This window comes from Asticcacaulis sp. (assembly GCF_051954415.1).
GTDB lineage: Bacteria > Pseudomonadota > Alphaproteobacteria > Caulobacterales > Caulobacteraceae > Asticcacaulis.
On record NZ_JBQCHT010000044.1, the window covers coordinates 1 to 16,872 of the forward strand.

15 protein-coding genes and 1 pseudogene are annotated in these 16,872 nt (G+C 60.2%); 3 read left to right on the forward strand and 13 right to left on the reverse strand.

Annotation, left to right across the window (positions count from 1 at the left end; translation table 11 throughout):
• Positions 1-128 (forward strand): annotated as a pseudogene (locus ACTHND_RS16465) (IS5/IS1182 family transposase); the annotation flags it as partial.
• 2 nt (positions 129-130) lie between these two features.
• Here the strand turns inward: ACTHND_RS16465 and ACTHND_RS16470 are convergent.
• From ACTHND_RS16470 to ACTHND_RS16490, 5 genes are all read right to left on the reverse strand, one after another.
• Positions 131-439, reverse strand: a complete 309-nt coding sequence (locus tag ACTHND_RS16470) for a hypothetical protein (protein WP_440179057.1) — start codon at positions 437-439, stop codon at positions 131-133.
• 89 nt (positions 440-528) lie between these two features.
• Complete coding sequence (rimM, locus tag ACTHND_RS16475; RefSeq protein WP_440179058.1) at positions 529-1,029, reverse strand: ribosome maturation factor RimM; 501 nt, start codon at positions 1,027-1,029, stop codon at positions 529-531.
• Positions 1,030-1,099: 70 nt separating this feature from the next.
• Positions 1,100-1,549 (reverse strand): 30S ribosomal protein S16, encoded by a 450-nt coding sequence (gene rpsP / locus ACTHND_RS16480; protein ID WP_440179059.1) that lies wholly within the window; start codon positions 1,547-1,549, stop codon positions 1,100-1,102.
• Between the two features lie 24 nt (positions 1,550-1,573).
• Positions 1,574-3,148 (reverse strand): signal recognition particle protein, encoded by a 1,575-nt coding sequence (gene ffh / locus ACTHND_RS16485; protein ID WP_440179060.1) that lies wholly within the window; start codon positions 3,146-3,148, stop codon positions 1,574-1,576.
• A gap of 251 nt (positions 3,149-3,399) precedes the next feature.
• Positions 3,400-5,436 carry a TonB-dependent receptor plug domain-containing protein gene (locus ACTHND_RS16490; protein WP_440179061.1) on the reverse strand — a complete coding sequence of 679 codons (2,037 nt, stop codon included), beginning with the start codon at positions 5,434-5,436 and terminating at the stop codon, positions 3,400-3,402.
• A gap of 166 nt (positions 5,437-5,602) precedes the next feature.
• On the opposite strand from ACTHND_RS16490, the gene ACTHND_RS16495 reads away from it, so the two are divergent.
• Complete coding sequence (locus ACTHND_RS16495; RefSeq protein WP_440179062.1) at positions 5,603-6,406, forward strand: LytTR family DNA-binding domain-containing protein; 804 nt, start codon at positions 5,603-5,605, stop codon at positions 6,404-6,406.
• A gap of 9 nt (positions 6,407-6,415) precedes the next feature.
• On the opposite strand, the gene ACTHND_RS16500 is transcribed toward ACTHND_RS16495, so the two are convergent.
• The 7 genes from ACTHND_RS16500 to glmS form a co-directional block, all read right to left on the reverse strand.
• Entirely contained in the window at positions 6,416-7,663 is a 1,248-nt protein-coding gene (locus ACTHND_RS16500) for a glycosyltransferase (RefSeq protein WP_440179063.1), read from the reverse strand.
• 44 nt (positions 7,664-7,707) lie between these two features.
• A complete protein-coding gene (locus tag ACTHND_RS16505) occupies positions 7,708-7,935 on the reverse strand; it encodes a hypothetical protein (protein ID WP_440179064.1) in 228 nt (75 codons plus the stop codon).
• A 322-nt stretch (positions 7,936-8,257) separates the two neighbouring features.
• On the reverse strand, positions 8,258-9,463 hold the full coding sequence (locus ACTHND_RS16510) for an LL-diaminopimelate aminotransferase (RefSeq protein WP_303830700.1): 1,206 nt from the start codon (positions 9,461-9,463) through the stop codon (positions 8,258-8,260).
• 163 nt (positions 9,464-9,626) lie between these two features.
• Positions 9,627-9,935, reverse strand: a complete 309-nt coding sequence (locus ACTHND_RS16515) for an ArsR/SmtB family transcription factor (RefSeq protein WP_440179065.1) — start codon at positions 9,933-9,935, stop codon at positions 9,627-9,629.
• Positions 9,925-10,404, reverse strand: a complete 480-nt coding sequence (locus ACTHND_RS16520; protein WP_440179066.1) for an SRPBCC family protein — start codon at positions 10,402-10,404, stop codon at positions 9,925-9,927. Before ACTHND_RS16520 ends, ACTHND_RS16515 begins: the two co-directional genes overlap by 11 nt.
• A gap of 60 nt (positions 10,405-10,464) precedes the next feature.
• On the reverse strand, positions 10,465-11,379 hold the full coding sequence (locus tag ACTHND_RS16525) for a DMT family transporter (protein ID WP_440179067.1): 915 nt from the start codon (positions 11,377-11,379) through the stop codon (positions 10,465-10,467).
• Positions 11,380-11,782: 403 nt separating this feature from the next.
• Positions 11,783-13,621: a glutamine--fructose-6-phosphate transaminase (isomerizing) gene (gene glmS / locus ACTHND_RS16530; RefSeq protein WP_440179068.1), complete on the reverse strand. Its 1,839-nt coding sequence runs from the start codon at positions 13,619-13,621 to the stop codon at positions 11,783-11,785.
• 277 nt (positions 13,622-13,898) lie between these two features.
• Here glmS and glmM point away from each other — a divergent pair, with 277 nt between their 5' ends.
• The gene (gene glmM, locus ACTHND_RS16535; protein WP_440179069.1) at positions 13,899-15,524 is read left to right on the forward strand and encodes a phosphoglucosamine mutase; all 1,626 of its coding nucleotides are present in this window, start codon (positions 13,899-13,901) and stop codon (positions 15,522-15,524) included.
• 34 nt (positions 15,525-15,558) lie between these two features.
• Here the strand turns inward: glmM and ACTHND_RS16540 are convergent, their stop codons facing one another.
• A complete protein-coding gene (locus ACTHND_RS16540; protein WP_440179070.1) occupies positions 15,559-16,761 on the reverse strand; it encodes a DUF1624 domain-containing protein in 1,203 nt (400 codons plus the stop codon).
• Positions 16,762-16,872 lie beyond the last annotated feature (111 nt).

Genomic DNA, 16,872 nt, shown 5'->3' on the forward strand with positions numbered 1-16,872 from the left:
TGGTCGAACGCTTCTTCAATAAACTCAAGCAATTCAGAGGTATTGCCACTCGCTACGACAAAAACCCTCTGAATTTTCTGGCAGCCGTAAAGATCGTCGCCACCAGAATCTGGATCAAAGCGTTATGAGTCTACGGCCTAAACTGAGCTTCCGCGAGAGTGGTGGAAGCGGTATAAGGTACGGCGGCCAAGGTGAACCCACCCTTTGGCTTACGTCTTTCAACATGTGTTTTCAAATATTTATTTACAGACAATGCGGAAGCAAGTGTGTCATCCGTACCTGTCGATGCTGCTGACAAGGTGAGCTCTTGCCAAAATAAAGCCCCCTGATCATTCAGATAGCTACTGATATATAGTCCACCGTTACCAACGTCGAATTTGATTTCTTCAACCATTAAACGGCGAGTTTCAGCATCCAAATTTTCGTATAAAAGCCCCATTTGCGCCCCGCCTCATGTGAATGCGAATCATAGATTGCATACGACAATAACACACTTTTTGCGACTTGCGTCAGAGTTATGACTGCTTTTTAGATGCCAGTGAGGTCGACCACGATGCGCTTCGCTTCGAGGTCGACCTCCGGCACGTTTTCGTCGCTAAACAGCAGATAGAAGCTCGGCCCTTCCAGCGGCTTGATATCGAGCAGGTCACCGGCGCCGAAATTATCGACATTCATCACCCGGCCGACCTCATTGCCGCTGGCATCATAAGCCTTCATGCCGATCAGGTCGGTGATGTAATATTCGCCGTCTTCGGCTTCGGGCAGGTCGGCGCGATCGATATAGAGCTTCAGCCCCTTGATCTTGTCGGCGGCGGTACGATCAGGCACATCCTGGGCCTTTACCACCAGCGTGCCCTTATGCTCGCGCGCCTTGGTGATGACCAGGGCCGGTTCGCCCTTGTCGTTCAGAAGGGGACTGTATTCCAGCACGCTGAAGGGATCTTCCATAAAGCTCAGCAGCTTGAATTCGCCCTGCAGGCCGACAGCGGCGCTCACCTGCGCGACAAAGATCAGATCGGGTTTGGTCATAAGGCGTTCCTATACAGAAAAGGGCCGGGAGGCAAATCCCGGCCCTTTTCCAATTCCGGATAGCGGACGCTTATTCCGAAGCGGGGGCTTCTTCTTCAGCAGCCGGGGCGTCTTCGGCCGGAGCGGCGGCAGCGGCGGCCTTGGCTTCTTCAGCTTCGGCCTTGGCAGCGGCTTCGGCGTCCAGGCGGTCCTGTTCGCGCTGGGCGCGCTCGGCCAGACGCTCCTGCGCCTTCTTGCCCGGCTGGCCCTTGTTCGGGTTGTTGCCGTGTTCCCACTTCACCAGGCCCTCTTGCGACAGGAAGCGCGCGACACGATCGGTCGGCTGCGCGCCCTTCTTGAGCCACTCGGCGATGCGCTCGACCTTCAGGGTCACGCGCTGGGCGTCCTTCGGCAGCATCGGGTTGTAGGTGCCCACCTTTTCGATGAACTTACCGTCGCGCGGGGCGGCGGCGTCAGCGATGACGATGGTGTAGTAAGGGCGCTTCTTGGAGCCACCGCGGGACAGACGAATCTTCAGCATTTCAGTATCCTAACTTGTAAGGTGCTATTTCTTGGTTGGGTCGAATGGCTTTGCACCGGGGAGACCCGGCAGGCCGCCAAACAGGCCCGATGGTGGAGTGGCGCCGGGGAGTTTCCCGCCGCCCAAAGCTTTGAGTTTTTCGAGATCGAGCGCGGGATTGAGCCCTTCCAGTGGATTGCCGCCGGGGCCGGCCTGGGTATTGACGCCCATCTTCTTGGCGATATCGGCCATGTTGGGCTGGGCACCACCACCCATGCCGAACATCTTGGCCATCTGGCCCATGGCGCCGCGGCCATTGGAGCGCGACATCATCTTGAAGGTATCGGCCATCTGGCGGTGCTGCTTGAGCAGGCGGTTGATTTCGGCGACATCGACGCCGGCGCCGGCCGCGATGCGGCGCTTGCGCGAGGCATTAAGCAGGTCAGGCTTCTTGCGCTCCAGCTTGGTCATCGAGGAAATGATGGCCACCTGGCGGTCGAAGATCTTGTCCGAGAAGTTTGACTCTTCGATCTGCTTCTTGACCTTCTGCACGCCGGGCAACATGCCCATGATGCCGGTCATGCCGCCCATCTTCTTCATCTGCTGAAGCTGGGCGGAGAGATCGTCAAGGTCGAACTGGCCCTTGGCCATCTTACGCGCCATGGCCTCGGCCTTGGAGGCGTCCAGTTCCTGCGCCGCCTTTTCAACGAGGGCGACGATATCGCCCTGGCCAAGGATACGGCCGGCGATGCGGCGGGCATCGAAGACATCGAGCGCCTCGACCTTTTCGCCAGCGCCAAGATACTTGATCGGCAGGCCGGTGACGGCGCGCATGGAAAGCATGGCCCCGCCGCGGCCATCGCCGTCGGCGCGGGTCAGGATCAGGCCGGTCAGCGGCAGGCGCTCATGGAAGGCGGTGGCCGTGCGCACGGCATCCTGGCCGGTAAGGCTGTCGGCGACCAGGAAGGTTTCGGTCGGGTTCGAGATTTTGGCGATCTCGGCGGCCTCGGCCATCAGGGCTTCATCGAGCGTGGTGCGACCGGCGGTATCGAGGATCAGGACGTCATAGCCCTGGAGTCTGGCCGATTGCAGGGCGCGGCGCGTGATTTCAGCCGGGCTCTGGCCGGCCACGATCGGCAGCACGTCTACGCCGGTCTGTTCGCCCAGCAGCTTCAGTTGCTCCATGGCGGCCGGACGGCGTGTATCGAGCGACGCCATCATGACCTTCTTGCGGTCGAACTTGGTCAGGCGCAGGGCCAGCTTGGCCGAGGTGGTGGTCTTACCGGAGCCTTGCAGACCGGCCATCAGGATGACAACGGGCGGCACGGCGTTGAGGTTGACCGGCACCGGCTCCTCGCCACCCAGCATGTCGATCAGGCCGTCATAGACGATCTTGACCACCTGGTCGGCGGGCTTCACGGCCTTGATGATGGCTTCGCCAGTGGCCAGTTCCTTGGCGCGCGTCATGAACTGGCGCACGACCGGCAGGGCGACGTCGGCTTCCAGCAGAGCGACGCGCACCTCGCGCAGGGCTTCGTCGACGTCCTTTTCCGAAAGGACGCCGCGTCCGCTGAGGCGGTCAAACAAACCGGACAGACGGTCGTTCAAGCTGTCGAACATGGCCAAAAACCTTTAATCTGACGCCGCGTGTTTCCTGAACTTTACGCAAAAACAAAATCCCCGAGGGCGCAACGCGCTGTCGGGGCGCCTTCCCAATCCCCCGTTCGATCCGTGTCGAAGCTTGTATTGGCAAAGGGTTTTTGCATGAAGCGCAAGTCTTGCGCGGATGTGGCGGTGTCTTTGACGGATAAGTGGGCCAGAGTCAAGTCCGGCCTTTCGCCAGGCCACCGCCCTGCCTTAGATTGCCTGTCTCAAAACGTCCGGCTCAGTGATACAGCCAGGGAGACAGGCGTCCGTATCTCCCAGACCTCGCTGCCGTTCCACGCGCCGGTGCGGTTGGGCGTATACAGGTCGCGGTAATAGGTATTGCGAAGGCCGGAAAGCCCGTTGACCTCCACACGCAGCCGGGCCTGGAAAAAGCGGCTGGTTTCGAGGAAAAGACGCAGTTCGGCGGCATGGTCCTGCAGGCGCGTTTCATCGGCATACCACAGACGCGCCTGGTAACCGCCGATATAGTCTATGCCCCATGACAGCCTTACCCATGGCAGATCCTGGCGGAAAGACGCCGCGAATTCGTCCGGATGGGTAGCCGTAATGGCCCGCCGCACGCCGGTTAACGGATCTATGACCTCGGTATCAAGCCAGGCCCGGCGCAGTTTCAGCAATCCGCCGCGAATCCAGCGGTCCACCGGCAGTTCGAGACCGGCCGACAGGCTGCGGACGCGTGCGCTTTTCACATTGACGACGCTGATGCCGCCCGACGGCAGCACCGCGGCTTCCAGTACATTCTGCCGCCAATCAGAATAGGCATTGAGATTGAAAGCCCCACGTGTGCCGAAGCGCCGGTCATAATCGAAGGCGAGGGTCGTCCGGCTGTCGGGCCCCAGGTCAGTATTACCGGCGGAAACGGTGCCCTGGGCCAGGTCGGCGGAAGCGGCGAAATCACCAAAAGACAACTGCCCCACCGAGCGCCGGGCGGACAGGCGCAGGGTGCTGCGGGTATCAGGTGTCCAGGTAATCACCAGGTGCGGCTTTACAAAGGCGAAGCGATTGCTGGTAGCCGCGTCCACTTCGGCCTTGATCCTTGAAACCTCATAGGCTGCCCCGGCCACGACCGTCCATTTCGGCGCAGCCTGCCAGTTCAAGGTGCCAAAGGCTTCCATCCGTGCTTCGGAAACAAAGACACGACTTGCCGCGTGGCCGCTGAAAAGGGATCGGCTGTCCAGCGTGTTCCAGGCCATTTCCACGCCCGCTTCCGGCCGCCAGACCCCGTTCCCGCCCCTGATTACGGCGGCGCGCAAAATGCGTTCACCTGATGTTGACCGGCTTTCATATCGATCGATCGTTGAAAGGGCATCGCCTGTTTCACCGGCCTGGCTGAGGGATATCAGGTTCAGGTCGGTGCTTCTGGCCATACCCAGCAGTTTCAGGCTGTAGTCATTGCCGAGCCCACGCGTCCAGTCGAAACCGGCCTCGCCCCGCAATCGGTCGGTATGCTTGGGAAAGCCGTCGGTCAGGTCGTCAGTGTGGAAGGTGAAGGCTTCATCCAGGCGGGCGCGCGCCAGCATGAGGTTCATCGTCATCCGACCAGACGCCATCGGTCCGCTCAGTGTCAGCCGTTGCGACCATTCCGGATAGTTCGTCCGAAATGTCAGGCCGTCGTGGCGTGTCTGCATTCCGGTCGTATCGAACAGGTCACGGCGGCCGCGCGACTGTTCGCCCGTCGCCTCATAGGCGGTCGTCGACGCCAGATGAAAATCGCCCAGCGTCCGAATGACCGTCAGGCTGGCGCTGCCGTACAGGCCATCATCCATACGGCTAAGGCCGAGATTGCCGGACAGGGTCCGGGGCGCTTCGGCACGAACGATATTGGCCACCAGCGACTGGCCGGACTGGTCACCGGCGACGCCCCCGCCCCGGAAAATCTCGATACGCGCCACGGCCTTTGCCGGTATACCGGCAAGCGCCGCCGTCAGTCCACCGGTCTTGGTGGCCGAGCGCTTTCCATCGATCAGGACATTGCCGCCCGCCTCGCCATAGCCCCGCACGCCCTCATTACCCGGATCGAAGCTGAAGCCCGGCAGGCGCCCTACCATGTCGAGCGCGGTCTGCGGCGAGAAAGGCGCGAACCAGGCCGTCGGATAAGATTCAACGGCAGGTGCGGCGCCCTGAGCCGGCGTATCCTGAGCGGTTACGGACTTGCTTGAAAGACACACGCTCAGAAGGGCGGTAAACGCCGCCACACCCAGCCGCTTGCCGCGATCAGTGCGCTGTTGTAGAGAGAACATCGGTTTGAATCCTTTAGGGTTTTGGAATACCCCTGGATAACGGCCATCGAAATCCGCGCCAGCGGAGAGGGATATCTGGCGAGACGGCTGGGACGGATTGCCCGCCGTGGGGACGAAAGGTGGAAATCGCGTGACGAGTGACAGTGGCAGATTACGGCGTCTGGCCTTGCCCGCTGTCGTAGTGGGCCTGCTTGGCATCGCCATCATCGGAAACACGGCTGCCAGCCTCGATCAGGCGGCGCGTTCCGGCCATGCGGCCAATCTCCCGGCCATTCTCATCGATGAAATTTCCAGCGGCGCGATCTGGCTGATGCTCATGGCGGTCATAGTCCGGATATTCCGCTGGGCGTCGCCTCACCGCCTGCCCTGGGCGGCGATTCCCCTTGTCCATGCCATCGCCATTCCGGCTGTGTCCCTGATGCATTTCGTCCTGACGCGCGCCCTGAGGGTCGTCATCTATGCCACGATCGGCCAGAGCTATCTCTTCAGCTTCACCTGGCCGGATTTTTTCAGCGACCTGTACAAGGATGTGCTCAACTACCTGCTGTTCGGCCTGATCTGGCTGGGTCTGGAACGGCTGCTGGCCGGGCGTGAAAAGCGGGAGATTGCACGGCCTCCGGCGGCATCTGCGGTATTGGAGGTGCGCGATGGCGCCCACACCCGGTATGTGCCGATTGCGGAAATTCTGTGGGCCGAAGCGGCGGGAAACTATGTCGAACTGCACATGGCCTCGGGGCGCCCTCTTTTGATGCGCACGACCCTGGCGGCCCTGGCCGAACGGCTGGGCGCAGCGGGCTTCGTGCGTATCCACCGGTCGCGGCTCGTCAATCCAGCAGCTATCCAGGCTATTGAGAACCTGCCGGCGGGCGATGCGGTCCTGCGCCTGTCCAATGGCGCGGCGGTTTCGGTCAGCCGGACCTACCGGGCGGACATCGCCCGGGAACTGGCCGCCCGTGCGACAACCGCCTGACGCCGCTTGTCAGAGCCAGTTATTGAACGGCAGTTCGGCCAGTGCGTCATGCCGCCACGGCGCGTGGAGGTCGCGGATCGCCTGCACCCCGGCCGCGCCCAGGGCCTTGCGCAGGCCCGGCTGGTCGGTCAGTTGCCGGATATCAGTCACGGCCTCGAAGATATGTGGATCGGCCCAGACCTGCATCGGCTCGCGCTTCACCATGCTGTAGCCGCCCTCCGGATCGGAAACCGGAATGAGCGACGACTTGATCAGCCGCGAGTTTTGGGGTGTCATGAAGTCGATATTGCCCGACCAGTCCGTGGCGATCACCGCCACGCCGGCGGCCATGGCCTCGGCAAGCGTCAGGCCAAACCCTTCCGCACGATGCAGCGACACAAGGATATCAAACGCGCCGATATAGGCTTCCATATCGGCCTCGCTCAGGCGCTGATCCATTATGCGGATATCGCTGCGCCTGGCGGCAATGGCCAGCAGCCGGCGCTCGGTGGCGCGATCGTCGGAGAGGTCGCTGACCTTGACGGTCAGTCGTGCCACCGGATTTTCTTCCGGAAAGGCTTCCTGCCAGGCGACCAGCACGCCCCACGGATTCTTGCGCGCAGCCGACGATTTGGTATCGAACAGGCACAGCACCTCGCACAACTCATCGGACAGGCCGAAGCGGGTGCGGGACAAGGCGTGACGGGCCGGCGGCGGCAGGGGCACCGGATGCGGCATCAGGCGCAGGCGCGGGATCAGGTCGGCGCGCAGGGCATCATTGAAAGTGGCGACCAGGGCATCATAAACAAACCGGCTCGGCACCCATATTTCGTGCAGGTAATCGGCAACCAATATCCAGTCGCGCGGCGCCTTTGGGGTTTCCCACGCCCAGTAGGCGATGCGGTAGCGATCAGCCCACTGCGCCGGATCATGCGCCATCAGGGCCACCAGCCCCTCCGGGGCATTGGCGTGGATATACCAGACGCCGCCCTTGCCGGGCAGTTCGGCGCCTTCGCTGACATAGTGTTTGAAGCACGGACGGATATCATGGGCGATCAGGTCATAGCCCGCCGCCCGAAAGGCATTGGCGCTCAGGCGGCCGCCTTGCGCTACGCCGGTGCTTTCATTGAAAAAGGCGGAAACGACCAGCGGGCCTTTCGCCAGGCTATCCGTCGCGGCCTTGCTCCAGCCGCGCGCCTTCGCCCGGCCCAGCAGGTTGAGCGTGCCGTGGATCAGCGGCAGGCGATATTTCAGCGGAAGGTGTCGCAGGCCCAGCATGTCATAAACCGGCAGGAAAAGCCTGCCTATACAGGCTTAACCGATCAAAGGCCAAGCCATTTGCGGCGCTGAGACCAATAGGACTGGAATTGATCGGCCTGGTCCTTGTCCTCGAAGGTCACGACCTTGACCTGATGATCGCCGGCCGGATCGGAGCGCACGGAAATGGCATCGGCATCATTCACGGCAGCAGCTTCGACAAATTTGAAAAAAGCCCCAAAGAAGGCGTCGGCTTCAGAATCGGTATTCAGATCGAACTCTAAACTGACCACGCTGGCACCTCTGGCTTTGTCTCAACTGTAACAGCTAGGCTGTGACGCCTCCTGAACACCATGCGGAAACCGGGTGAAAATAATCAGGCTTCTGCAAAGACGGGTTCAAAAAACGGTGCCCAAACACTGTGCGCTGCACAATGAAGAGTGAAACCTATTCAAAGCGGCGAGTCAAAAAAATTAAGCAAAACTTAATGCACTCGCCTCCCGGCTGTGACCGTAAAGACGCTTAATGCAGGGATGACAGCCTTGTCACCCCTGCGATCAATTTATTTTGAGACAGTTTTGAAATTGTCCGTGCGCGGACAACGGGCAGAAAAAGTTATACTTTTTCTGCCGCCTTTACCGGCTTATCGTTCGGCAGAAGCAGCTTTTTCACGTTGCGGGCGGCTTGGCGGATGCGCGCCTCATTCTCGACCAGGCCGAGGCGGACATAACCTTCGCCATATTCGCCGAAGCCGAGACCGGGCGCCACGGCCACATGGGCCTCCTCGATCAGCATCTTGGCAAATTCCATCGAGCCCATATGCTCAAACTTCGGCGGTATCTTGGCCCAGGCGAACATAGAGGCCGGCGGAGCAGGAATATCCCAGCCGGCGCGCTTCATTGAGTCGATCAGCACGTCGCGGCGCGATTTGTAGGTGGCGCGGATCTCGGCGACATTGTCCTGAGGACCGTTGAGCGCGGCTGCGGCGGCCACCTGGATCGGGGCAAAGCCGCCGTAATCGAGATAGGATTTCACGCGGGCCAGGGCGGCGCAGATCTGCGCATTGCCGACCACCATGCCGACGCGCCAGCCGGCCATGGCATAGGTCTTGGACAGTGAATTGATCTCGACCGAGCGCTCGATGGCGCCTTCGACCTGAAGGATCGACGGCGGGGGGTTGTCCTCGAAATAGATTTCCGAATAGGCGATGTCCGACAGCACGATCAGGTCGTGCTTTTTGGCGATGCGGATGACTTCCTTGTAGAAATCGAGATCGACCCATTGCGCGGTTGGATTCGAAGGGTAGGACACAATCATCACCGACGGCGTCGGCACCGAGTGTTTGACCGCCTTTTCGATGCCGGAGAGATACTGCTCCGGCGATAAAGCCGGTACGTGACGGATCACCCCGCCGGCCATCAGGAAGCCGAAGGCATGGATCGGATAGGCCGGGTTGGGACAGATTACCGTATCGCCCGGCGCGGTGATCGCCATGGCCAGGTTGGCAAAGCCTTCCTTGGAGCCGAGCGTGGCAACGACTTCGGTATCTGGATTGAGCTTTACGCCGTAGCGTCGGTCATAATAGCCGGCCATCGCCTTGCGCAGACCCTGCACGCCCTTGGAGACCGAATAGCCGTGTGTCTTCGGCTTCTGGACCGTCTCGATCAGCTTGTCGACGATATGGGGAGCGGTCGCCATATCCGGATTGCCCATGCCGAAATCGATGACATCCGTACCGGCTGCGCGCAGACGTGCCTTCACCTTGTTGACTTCTTCGAAGACATAGGGAGGCAGGCGGCGGATACGGTAAAAGTCACGCATGACGGAAGAAGGATCCTTCTATGGGCTGAACGGGAGGGGTCATATGACGCATCCCGATTCGTTTGTCATCCCATCACGGCCATTTTTTTCGGAATATTTTGCACAAATGTCGGAAAATTTCCCAAAAAGAGCGCGTATTGCAAAACGAGCCCCATTCGGGCTCTCATGCCTCGACATGTCCGCGCAGGCGTTCCAGTGCGCCCTCCCATTGACGAGAGATAATGTCGAGGTAATGGCGGGCGTTATCGAATTTCGGTCGCTCCAGTTGCCAGACCGTCGTGCGACCGATGCGCAGGTGAGTTACCAGGCCGGCTTTTTCCAGCACATGAAGGTGTTTGGTGATGGCCTGGCGGCTCATATCCGCCTTGCCGGTCAGGGTGACGATAGAGGCCGGACCACTGCGCAGCTGCTCGACCAGGGCCAGCCGCGTCTCGTCGCCCAAGGCCGCAAAAACCGCGGCCTCAGAGGGCAAGATAAGCCTCGATCAGTCCGGCCTGTGCCGACCAGCCGCCGTCATTGGCGGTGAAGGCCTTGGCGCGGCGCTCCAGCGGAATGTTTTCAAAACCGGTTTCGGTAATGACCAGCCGCACCCCTTCCGGCACTTCGGCAAGCGAAAAGGTGCAAAGCGTCATCGGCTCCTGACTATAATCGTAGTCCTTCTCGACACCGTAGGGATGCCAGTAAAACGAAAAGCGCGTCTGCGGCGTAACCTCGCCGACCACAATCTCGAACGGCGTGCCCTCATAGGGTTTCTGCATGGCGGCGATCTCGTCATTAACGGTCGTCGGCACGATGACGCCCTTCAGCTTTTCACCCGCCTTGAAAGGCCCATCGAAACGCACCCCGAACCACTGGCCGAATTCCCTGGCATCGCTGATGGCCGCCCAGACCTTGCTGAGCGGCGCCTTAAGCGTAATCTCTTTGCGAATTTCATTCTGCATATGGCAACTCCCTGGCTGCCTTTTTACGCCCGACCACCCAAATAAGCAACCAAAAAGTTGCTATTCAATTTTAATGGGCGCAGGCTCCTGCTTGCGCAGGGAGAGCGAAATAACTGTGGCCAGGATGAGCGCCGTACCCAGCCAGTCATAAAGGCCAAAGCGTGTACCCAGCCAGATAATGCCGATCAGGGCCGCCGCCAGAGGTTCGGCGCAGGCCAGCAGGCTGGAGGTTTCCGGACCGACGATCCGCACCGCCGTCAGATAGGCGTAGAAGGGGATCAGGGTGCCGAAGACGATGACAAAGGCGAAGGCGCCAATAGCCGGCGCGTCCCAGGTGCCGGCCATCGCCCAGGGCGGATGAATGGCACTGAGCGCCAGCCCGCCGATCAGCATTCCCCAGCCGATGACGATGGGCGGCGAATAGCACGACATCAGCTTAAGCGGCTGGATGGAATAGAAGGCCAGTGCCACCGCCGAAGTCAGCCCCCAGACCAGCGCCATTTTCGAAATCGACAGGCTGTTGAGGCTGCCGTGCGTCACCATGAAGAAGGTGCCGGCCACGGCCATGGCGACGCACAGCAATTCAAACGGTGTCGGCCAGCGCTTTTTCTGCCAGGCGAACCAGCCGACGATCAGCACCGGTCCGGTATATTGCAGGACGGTCGCCGTAGCAGCATTCGAGGCATTGATGGCGGCAAAGTACGTATATTGCACGGCCAGCATACCAAACAGGCCAAAGACGGCCATGCGCAGGGCATCCGTCTTGTTGGTCCAGACAGTGAAAAGATCACGCGGCGCGCGCAGAGCCACAAAGCCAAGCATCAGCCCGCCCGCCATCAGCATCCGCACCGCCACCAGCCATTCGGTATTGATGCCGCGATGGGCAAAAAGGAACTGCCCAGCCGTGCCCGACACCCCCCAGAGCAGGGCCGCGCCAAATGCCAGTCCGCAGCCTTTGAGATAGTCGGGTTTCATGATTCACTTATTGTTTGATGAGCCACTCGGGCTTAAAATTTATTCCGGTGTATCTACCAGTTTGAGAGCCGCCCTATTCTCCCAATCGGATAAAAATCTCAATCCCATCCAATTGAATGCCTCAAAGCGTCCGTCATTCCATACACCGGCTGATACAAAATAAATAACAGACCATAATAAGACTATAAGCCCGCTTATTTTCAAAAGGGCGGTTGTTAAAAATGAAGACACAGGATGTCCGATTGCAAATCTGACAATCTGAAAGTGTTTTAACGGCAAACTGACTAGAGACCGACTGGTCGTGAGCAGGAGCATTCCCGCCAACGATAAGCCCAAAATCGAAATGACAAGATCAATTGGCAACTTTAGCCCCCCCCCTTAAAGGTCTGATGTCGAGAAGAGCTTACTCTACGGTTACCGACTTGGCCAGATTGCGCGGCTGGTCGACATCCGTGCCCTTGTGGACGGCGGTATGATAGGCCAGAAGCTGGATCGGCACCGAATAGACCAGGGCGGCGATGAACGGATCGCAATTCGGCGCCTGGATCACCTGCAGCGCCTTGGCCGCATCGCCGGAAAGTGTCGGCACCTTGTCTGGCGCATTGGTTATCATGATGACCCGGCCGCCGCGCGCCGCCACTTCCTGTACATTGGAGGCGGTTTTTTCGAACAGCTCATCATCCGGTGCGATGACCACCACCGGCGTGTTCTCGTCGATCAGGGCGATCGGGCCGTGCTTCAGTTCGCCGGCGGCATAGCCTTCGGCGTGAATATAGCTGATCTCCTTGAGCTTGAGCGCACCTTCCAGCGCCAGCGGATAGGTTTCGCCGCGCCCGAGATAGATGACATCACGCGCCTTCGACAGATCATGGGTGATGCGGACAATGTCGCCATCCATGCCGAGCGCTTCGGCGATCAGGCCGGGCGCGGCCAGCAGGGTCTGGACGAGGCGGGCCTCCTCGGCGGCATCGATCCGGCCGCGCTGGGCCGCAGCGGCCACGGCCAGCGACAGCAGGGCCGATAGCTGAGCCGTGAAAGCCTTGGTGGAGGCGACACCGATTTCCGGACCGGCATGGGTCGGCCACAGCAGGTCGGCTTCGCGCGCCATGGTCGAGGTATGGACATTGACCACAGCGGCGGTTTTCAGGCCCTGCTCCTTGCACCAGCGCAGGGCGGCCAGGGTGTCGGCCGTTTCTCCCGACTGCGAAACGGCGATGGCGACTGTGCCCGGCGTTACGGCGGGTGTACGATAACGGAATTCCGACGCCACCTCGACATCGACCGGCAAGCCGGCCAGTTTTTCAAAGGCATAGCGCGCGATCGAGCCGGCATAATAGGCGGTACCGCATGCGATGATTTGCAGGCGCGAAACGTTGGAGAAATCGACGCCGGCCTTGATATCGGCGCGCACCGCACCCGTCACCGGATCGATATAGGCGGCCAGGGTGCGTTGCGTGCTTTCCGGCTGCTCATGCACTTCCTTTTCCATGAAGTGACGATAGCTGCCCTTTTCGACCAGCGCCGCCGAGGCCGAAACGGTGACCGCCGGGCGATTGGCCAGATTCCCTGCGGCATCATGGACCTCGGCACTGTTCTGGCCGAGGATGACCCAGTCGCCTTCTTCCAGATAGCTGACGCGGTTGGTGAACGGACCAACGGCAAGGGCGTCGGAACCCAGATACATCTCATCGCCGCCCCAGCCGACCACGAGCGGTGAACCGCGGCGCGCGCCCAGTATGGTGCGGTCTTCGCCATCGATCAGAATGGCCAGGGCGTAGGCACCATGCAGCCGATCGAGCGTGGCCTTGAAAGCATCGCGCAGGGCCGCACCGGTGGCCAGTTCGGCATTTAGCAGATGGGCGATGACTTCGGTGTCGGTGTCGGAGTCGAATGCCTCGCCCTGGGCCATCAGGCCGGCCTTTAATTCGGCGAAGTTCTCGATGATGCCGTTATGCACAACAGTCACCTTGCCAAAACGGTGCGGGTGGGCGTTACGCACCGAGGGCGCGCCATGGGTGGCCCAGCGCGTATGGCCGATGCCGACCTCGCCCGTTAGGGGCTCGTCTTCGATAATGGCTTCCAGATTGCGAATTTTGCCCTCGGCGCGACGGCGCTGGGTGCCGGTTTCGGTCTGCACGGCGATACCGGCGGAATCGTAGCCGCGATATTCGAGCCTGCGCAGGGATTCAAGCAGACGCGGAGCGACAGGCGCGTTGCCGATAATACCGATAATTCCGCACATAGGCCGGGCTCCTTTTCGCCGATATCGCTAAAACGCGACGATCAAATAGCATATGAGAAATAAATTTGCTATAAATTCGTATTGCGAAAAATTGCTGCGCCCGGACTGTATTTTGCCGAAAACTGACCATTTATTCAACAAATTTGATGATTGCACGTAAATGTGTGCGATATTTACAATTCGTGACAAATCACACCGCTACTCAATGCAATAAATTAATTGCAAATTACCGCCACAGGCTTATCAAGCGAAGATATGGGCGCAAGGAGCCGGTCAAATGAGCGACAACAAGTGGGAAAAATTGCAAGGCGCCGTCAGCGCCTCCGGTATTTCCATCAAGGACGTGGCCGAAGCCGCCTCCATCGCCCAGAGCAGCATCTTCCGTGCCCTGAACGGTTCCACCAAGGCGCCGCGCCCGGAAACGGTCGACAAGCTCGAAGCCGCCTTTGTCTCGCTCCTGACTCAGAAAATGGCCGACTACCGTCAAGCGCTGTCAGTTTACGGCTACAATCCCATCCGCAACCGCAACGAAGAAATGGCCACCCATATGCCCGCCATGACCCAGACCCGCAAATATTTCGGCACCGACGGCATCCGCGGCCAGGCCAATACATTCCCTATGACGGCCGAGGTTGCCTATCGCGTCGGCATGGCCGCCGGCAAGATGTTCATGTCGGAAACGGATCGTCGTCACCTGGTCGTCATCGGCAAGGATACGCGCCTGTCGGGCTATATGATCGAGCCGGCCCTGGTGGCCGGCTTTACGAGCGTGGGCATGGATGTGCGCCTGTTCGGCCCCCTCCCCACCCCCGGCGTCGCCATGATGACCCGTTCGATGCGCGCCGATCTGGGCGTTATGATCTCCGCCTCGCACAATGCCTTCGCCGATAACGGCATCAAGCTCTTCGGCCCCGATGGCTACAAGCTTTCCGATGAGGTCGAACTGGCGATCGAAGCCCGCATGGATGGCAATATCCTCTTGGGCGTCGCTGATCCTGCCAAGCTCGGCCGCGTCGCCCGCGTCGATGACGCCCAGTGGCGCTATGTCGAAATCGCCAAGGCCACCTTCCCGCGCCACCTGACCCTGAACGGCCTGCGCATCGTGCTCGATTGCGCCAATGGCGCCGCCTATAAGGTGGCTCCGCTGGCACTTTATGAACTGGGCGCCGAGGTCTTCCCGCTCGGCGTAACGCCCGATGGCCTGAACATCAATGAAAAGTGCGGCTCCACCCAGCCGCAGGCCATGGCCCAGAAGGTCAAGGAACTGCGCGCCGATATCGGCATCGCGCTCGATGGCGACGCCGATCGCGTGGTGATCTGCGATGAACATGGCCAGATCGTCGATGGCGACCAGATCATGGCCATTGTCGCCGGCGCCCTGGCGCGCAAGGGGCTGCTTAAGGGCAATGGTCTGGTGGCCACGGTCATGTCGAACCTCGGCCTTGAGCGCCATATGCAGAAGCTCGGCCTGTCGCTGGAGCGCACCAAGGTCGGCGATCGCTACGTGATGGAGCGGATGCGCGAAGGTGGCTTCAATATCGGTGGTGAGCAGTCCGGCCATGTCATCCTGAGTGACTATGCCACCACCGGCGACGGCCTGATCGCCGCCCTTCAGGTGTTGGCCGAGCGCGTTGAATCCGGCAAGCCGATGAGCGAGCTTGGCCGCCAGTTCGAGACCGTGCCGCAACTGCTGAAGAACGTGAAATATACCGGCCAGAACCCGATGGAGCGCGAGACCGTCAAGCAGGCCATCCGCGAAGGCGAGGAAAAACTGAAGGGCACCGGCCGCGTACTGGTCCGTCCATCAGGCACCGAACCGCTGATCCGTGTCATGGCCGAAGGGGACGATGCGGAGCAGGTGAAAGCTGTGGTCAATTCGATTATCGAATCGATTAAAGGTTAAGTCGCAGGGGCACAGCCCCTGCACCCATAAGTTTTCAGAGATAGCTTAACCACCATTGGCGATGCTTTAGCCGGTAACGGGCAAAGGCGCGTGACACCGGATAGAGCAGACATAAAATCACCAGCCAGACGGCATAGACCTGCCACAAACTTATCCCCCAGCCATCCGGCGCCAGTTGGCCGGGATTGCCGAGGAAATTGGTGAAATGGCTCGCGGGAATCCCCTGTACCAGGCCGAGCAGCAGCGCCCCGCCATGCACAAGGTAGATGTGCAGCAGATAGGTCAGGAAGGGCGTCCGCCCGAAAGCCAGGAGCGGCGATTGCAAAACGCGCGGCAGGTGCGTCAATGTCAGGGCCAGACACATGGCCAGGCCCAACATCAACAATGTATAGTCTAGCGACGGCGGATATTTCGACACATTGAGGATATCCAGCACCATCAGGCCGGGATTGCTTTGCCATTCCCACGGGTTCTGGTCGCCATAGAGATTGGGCAGGCGCAAAATCAGAAACAGGGCGAGAAAGCCGGCCCCCAGCAGGGTGATGGCCCGCCGCCGCGACAAGTCTTCCAGTTGGAATATAAAACCCAGGCCGTACCCCAGACACATAATTCCCAACCATGGAATAATCGGATAAACGATCATACCTGGCAAGGTTCCCAGCCCCCCCGGCTCCATGGCCAGCCGCCAGATGACCTGATCCGTGCCCTGCAAGGTCTCCGCCCTGATGCCGCCCAGCAGGCCATGTCCGGCAACCAAGGCGATGCCGATGATCAAAACCGAACGGCCCGGCAGCCAGTGCAGCACCGCCATCAGGATCATGCCCATGCCGATGGCGAAGATGACCTGCAGGAAAAAGAACGGATAGCCGAAATTGAAGCCGAAGCTGATCAGCGTGACTTCAAACGCGATCAGCCACAGGCCCCGCCCGAGCAAATGGCCGGTGAGCCGCCACTCGGTCTTGCCGCGCGCCTGTTGCAGAAAGATCGAAACGCCTGACAGAAACACAAAGGTCGGGGCGCAGAGATGCGTGATCCAGCGGGTGAAGAAGAGGACCGGCGACGTCTTTGCGAGATCGAGCGGATCGAAGGCCAGGGCATCCTTGTGGAAATAATCGCGTGTGTGATCCAGCACCATCAGGATCAGCACCAGGCCGCGCAGCAGGTCGATGATCTCCAGCCGGCGCGGCGTGTCCGTCTGGATCGGCGGCGGATCGGACTCTGCCCCAGCTTCTGGCATCAACATTCCCCCAATTATGGATAACACTGTATCGCAAAGACCGGACTTGGCAAGCGGCTGCGGGCCTTGCTTGTGACATGCGCGCTCAGGTGGTATGGATTAACCAAAAAG

Excerpts from the sequence above, each read along its gene's own strand:
- rimM (WP_440179058.1), bottom strand. The coding sequence starts at position 1,029 with ATGACCAAACCCGATCTGATCTTTGTCGCGCAGGTGAGCGCCGCTGTC.
- ACTHND_RS16470 (WP_440179057.1), bottom strand. The coding sequence starts at position 439 with ATGGGGCTTTTATACGAAAATTTGGATGCTGAAACTCGCCGTTTAATG.
- ffh (WP_440179060.1), bottom strand. The coding sequence starts at position 3,148 with ATGTTCGACAGCTTGAACGACCGTCTGTCCGGTTTGTTTGACCGCCTC.
- glmM (WP_440179069.1), top strand. The coding sequence starts at position 13,899 with ATGAGCGACAACAAGTGGGAAAAATTGCAAGGCGCCGTCAGCGCCTCC.
- rpsP (WP_440179059.1), bottom strand. The coding sequence starts at position 1,549 with ATGCTGAAGATTCGTCTGTCCCGCGGTGGCTCCAAGAAGCGCCCTTAC.
- ACTHND_RS16525 (WP_440179067.1), bottom strand. The coding sequence starts at position 11,379 with ATGAAACCCGACTATCTCAAAGGCTGCGGACTGGCATTTGGCGCGGCC.
- ACTHND_RS16520 (WP_440179066.1), bottom strand. The coding sequence starts at position 10,404 with ATGCAGAATGAAATTCGCAAAGAGATTACGCTTAAGGCGCCGCTCAGC.
- glmS (WP_440179068.1), bottom strand. The coding sequence starts at position 13,621 with ATGTGCGGAATTATCGGTATTATCGGCAACGCGCCTGTCGCTCCGCGT.
- ACTHND_RS16510 (WP_303830700.1), bottom strand. The coding sequence starts at position 9,463 with ATGCGTGACTTTTACCGTATCCGCCGCCTGCCTCCCTATGTCTTCGAA.
- ACTHND_RS16490 (WP_440179061.1), bottom strand. The coding sequence starts at position 5,436 with ATGTTCTCTCTACAACAGCGCACTGATCGCGGCAAGCGGCTGGGTGTG.
- ACTHND_RS16500 (WP_440179063.1), bottom strand. The coding sequence starts at position 7,663 with ATGCTGGGCCTGCGACACCTTCCGCTGAAATATCGCCTGCCGCTGATC.
- ACTHND_RS16540 (WP_440179070.1), bottom strand. The coding sequence starts at position 16,761 with ATGCCAGAAGCTGGGGCAGAGTCCGATCCGCCGCCGATCCAGACGGAC.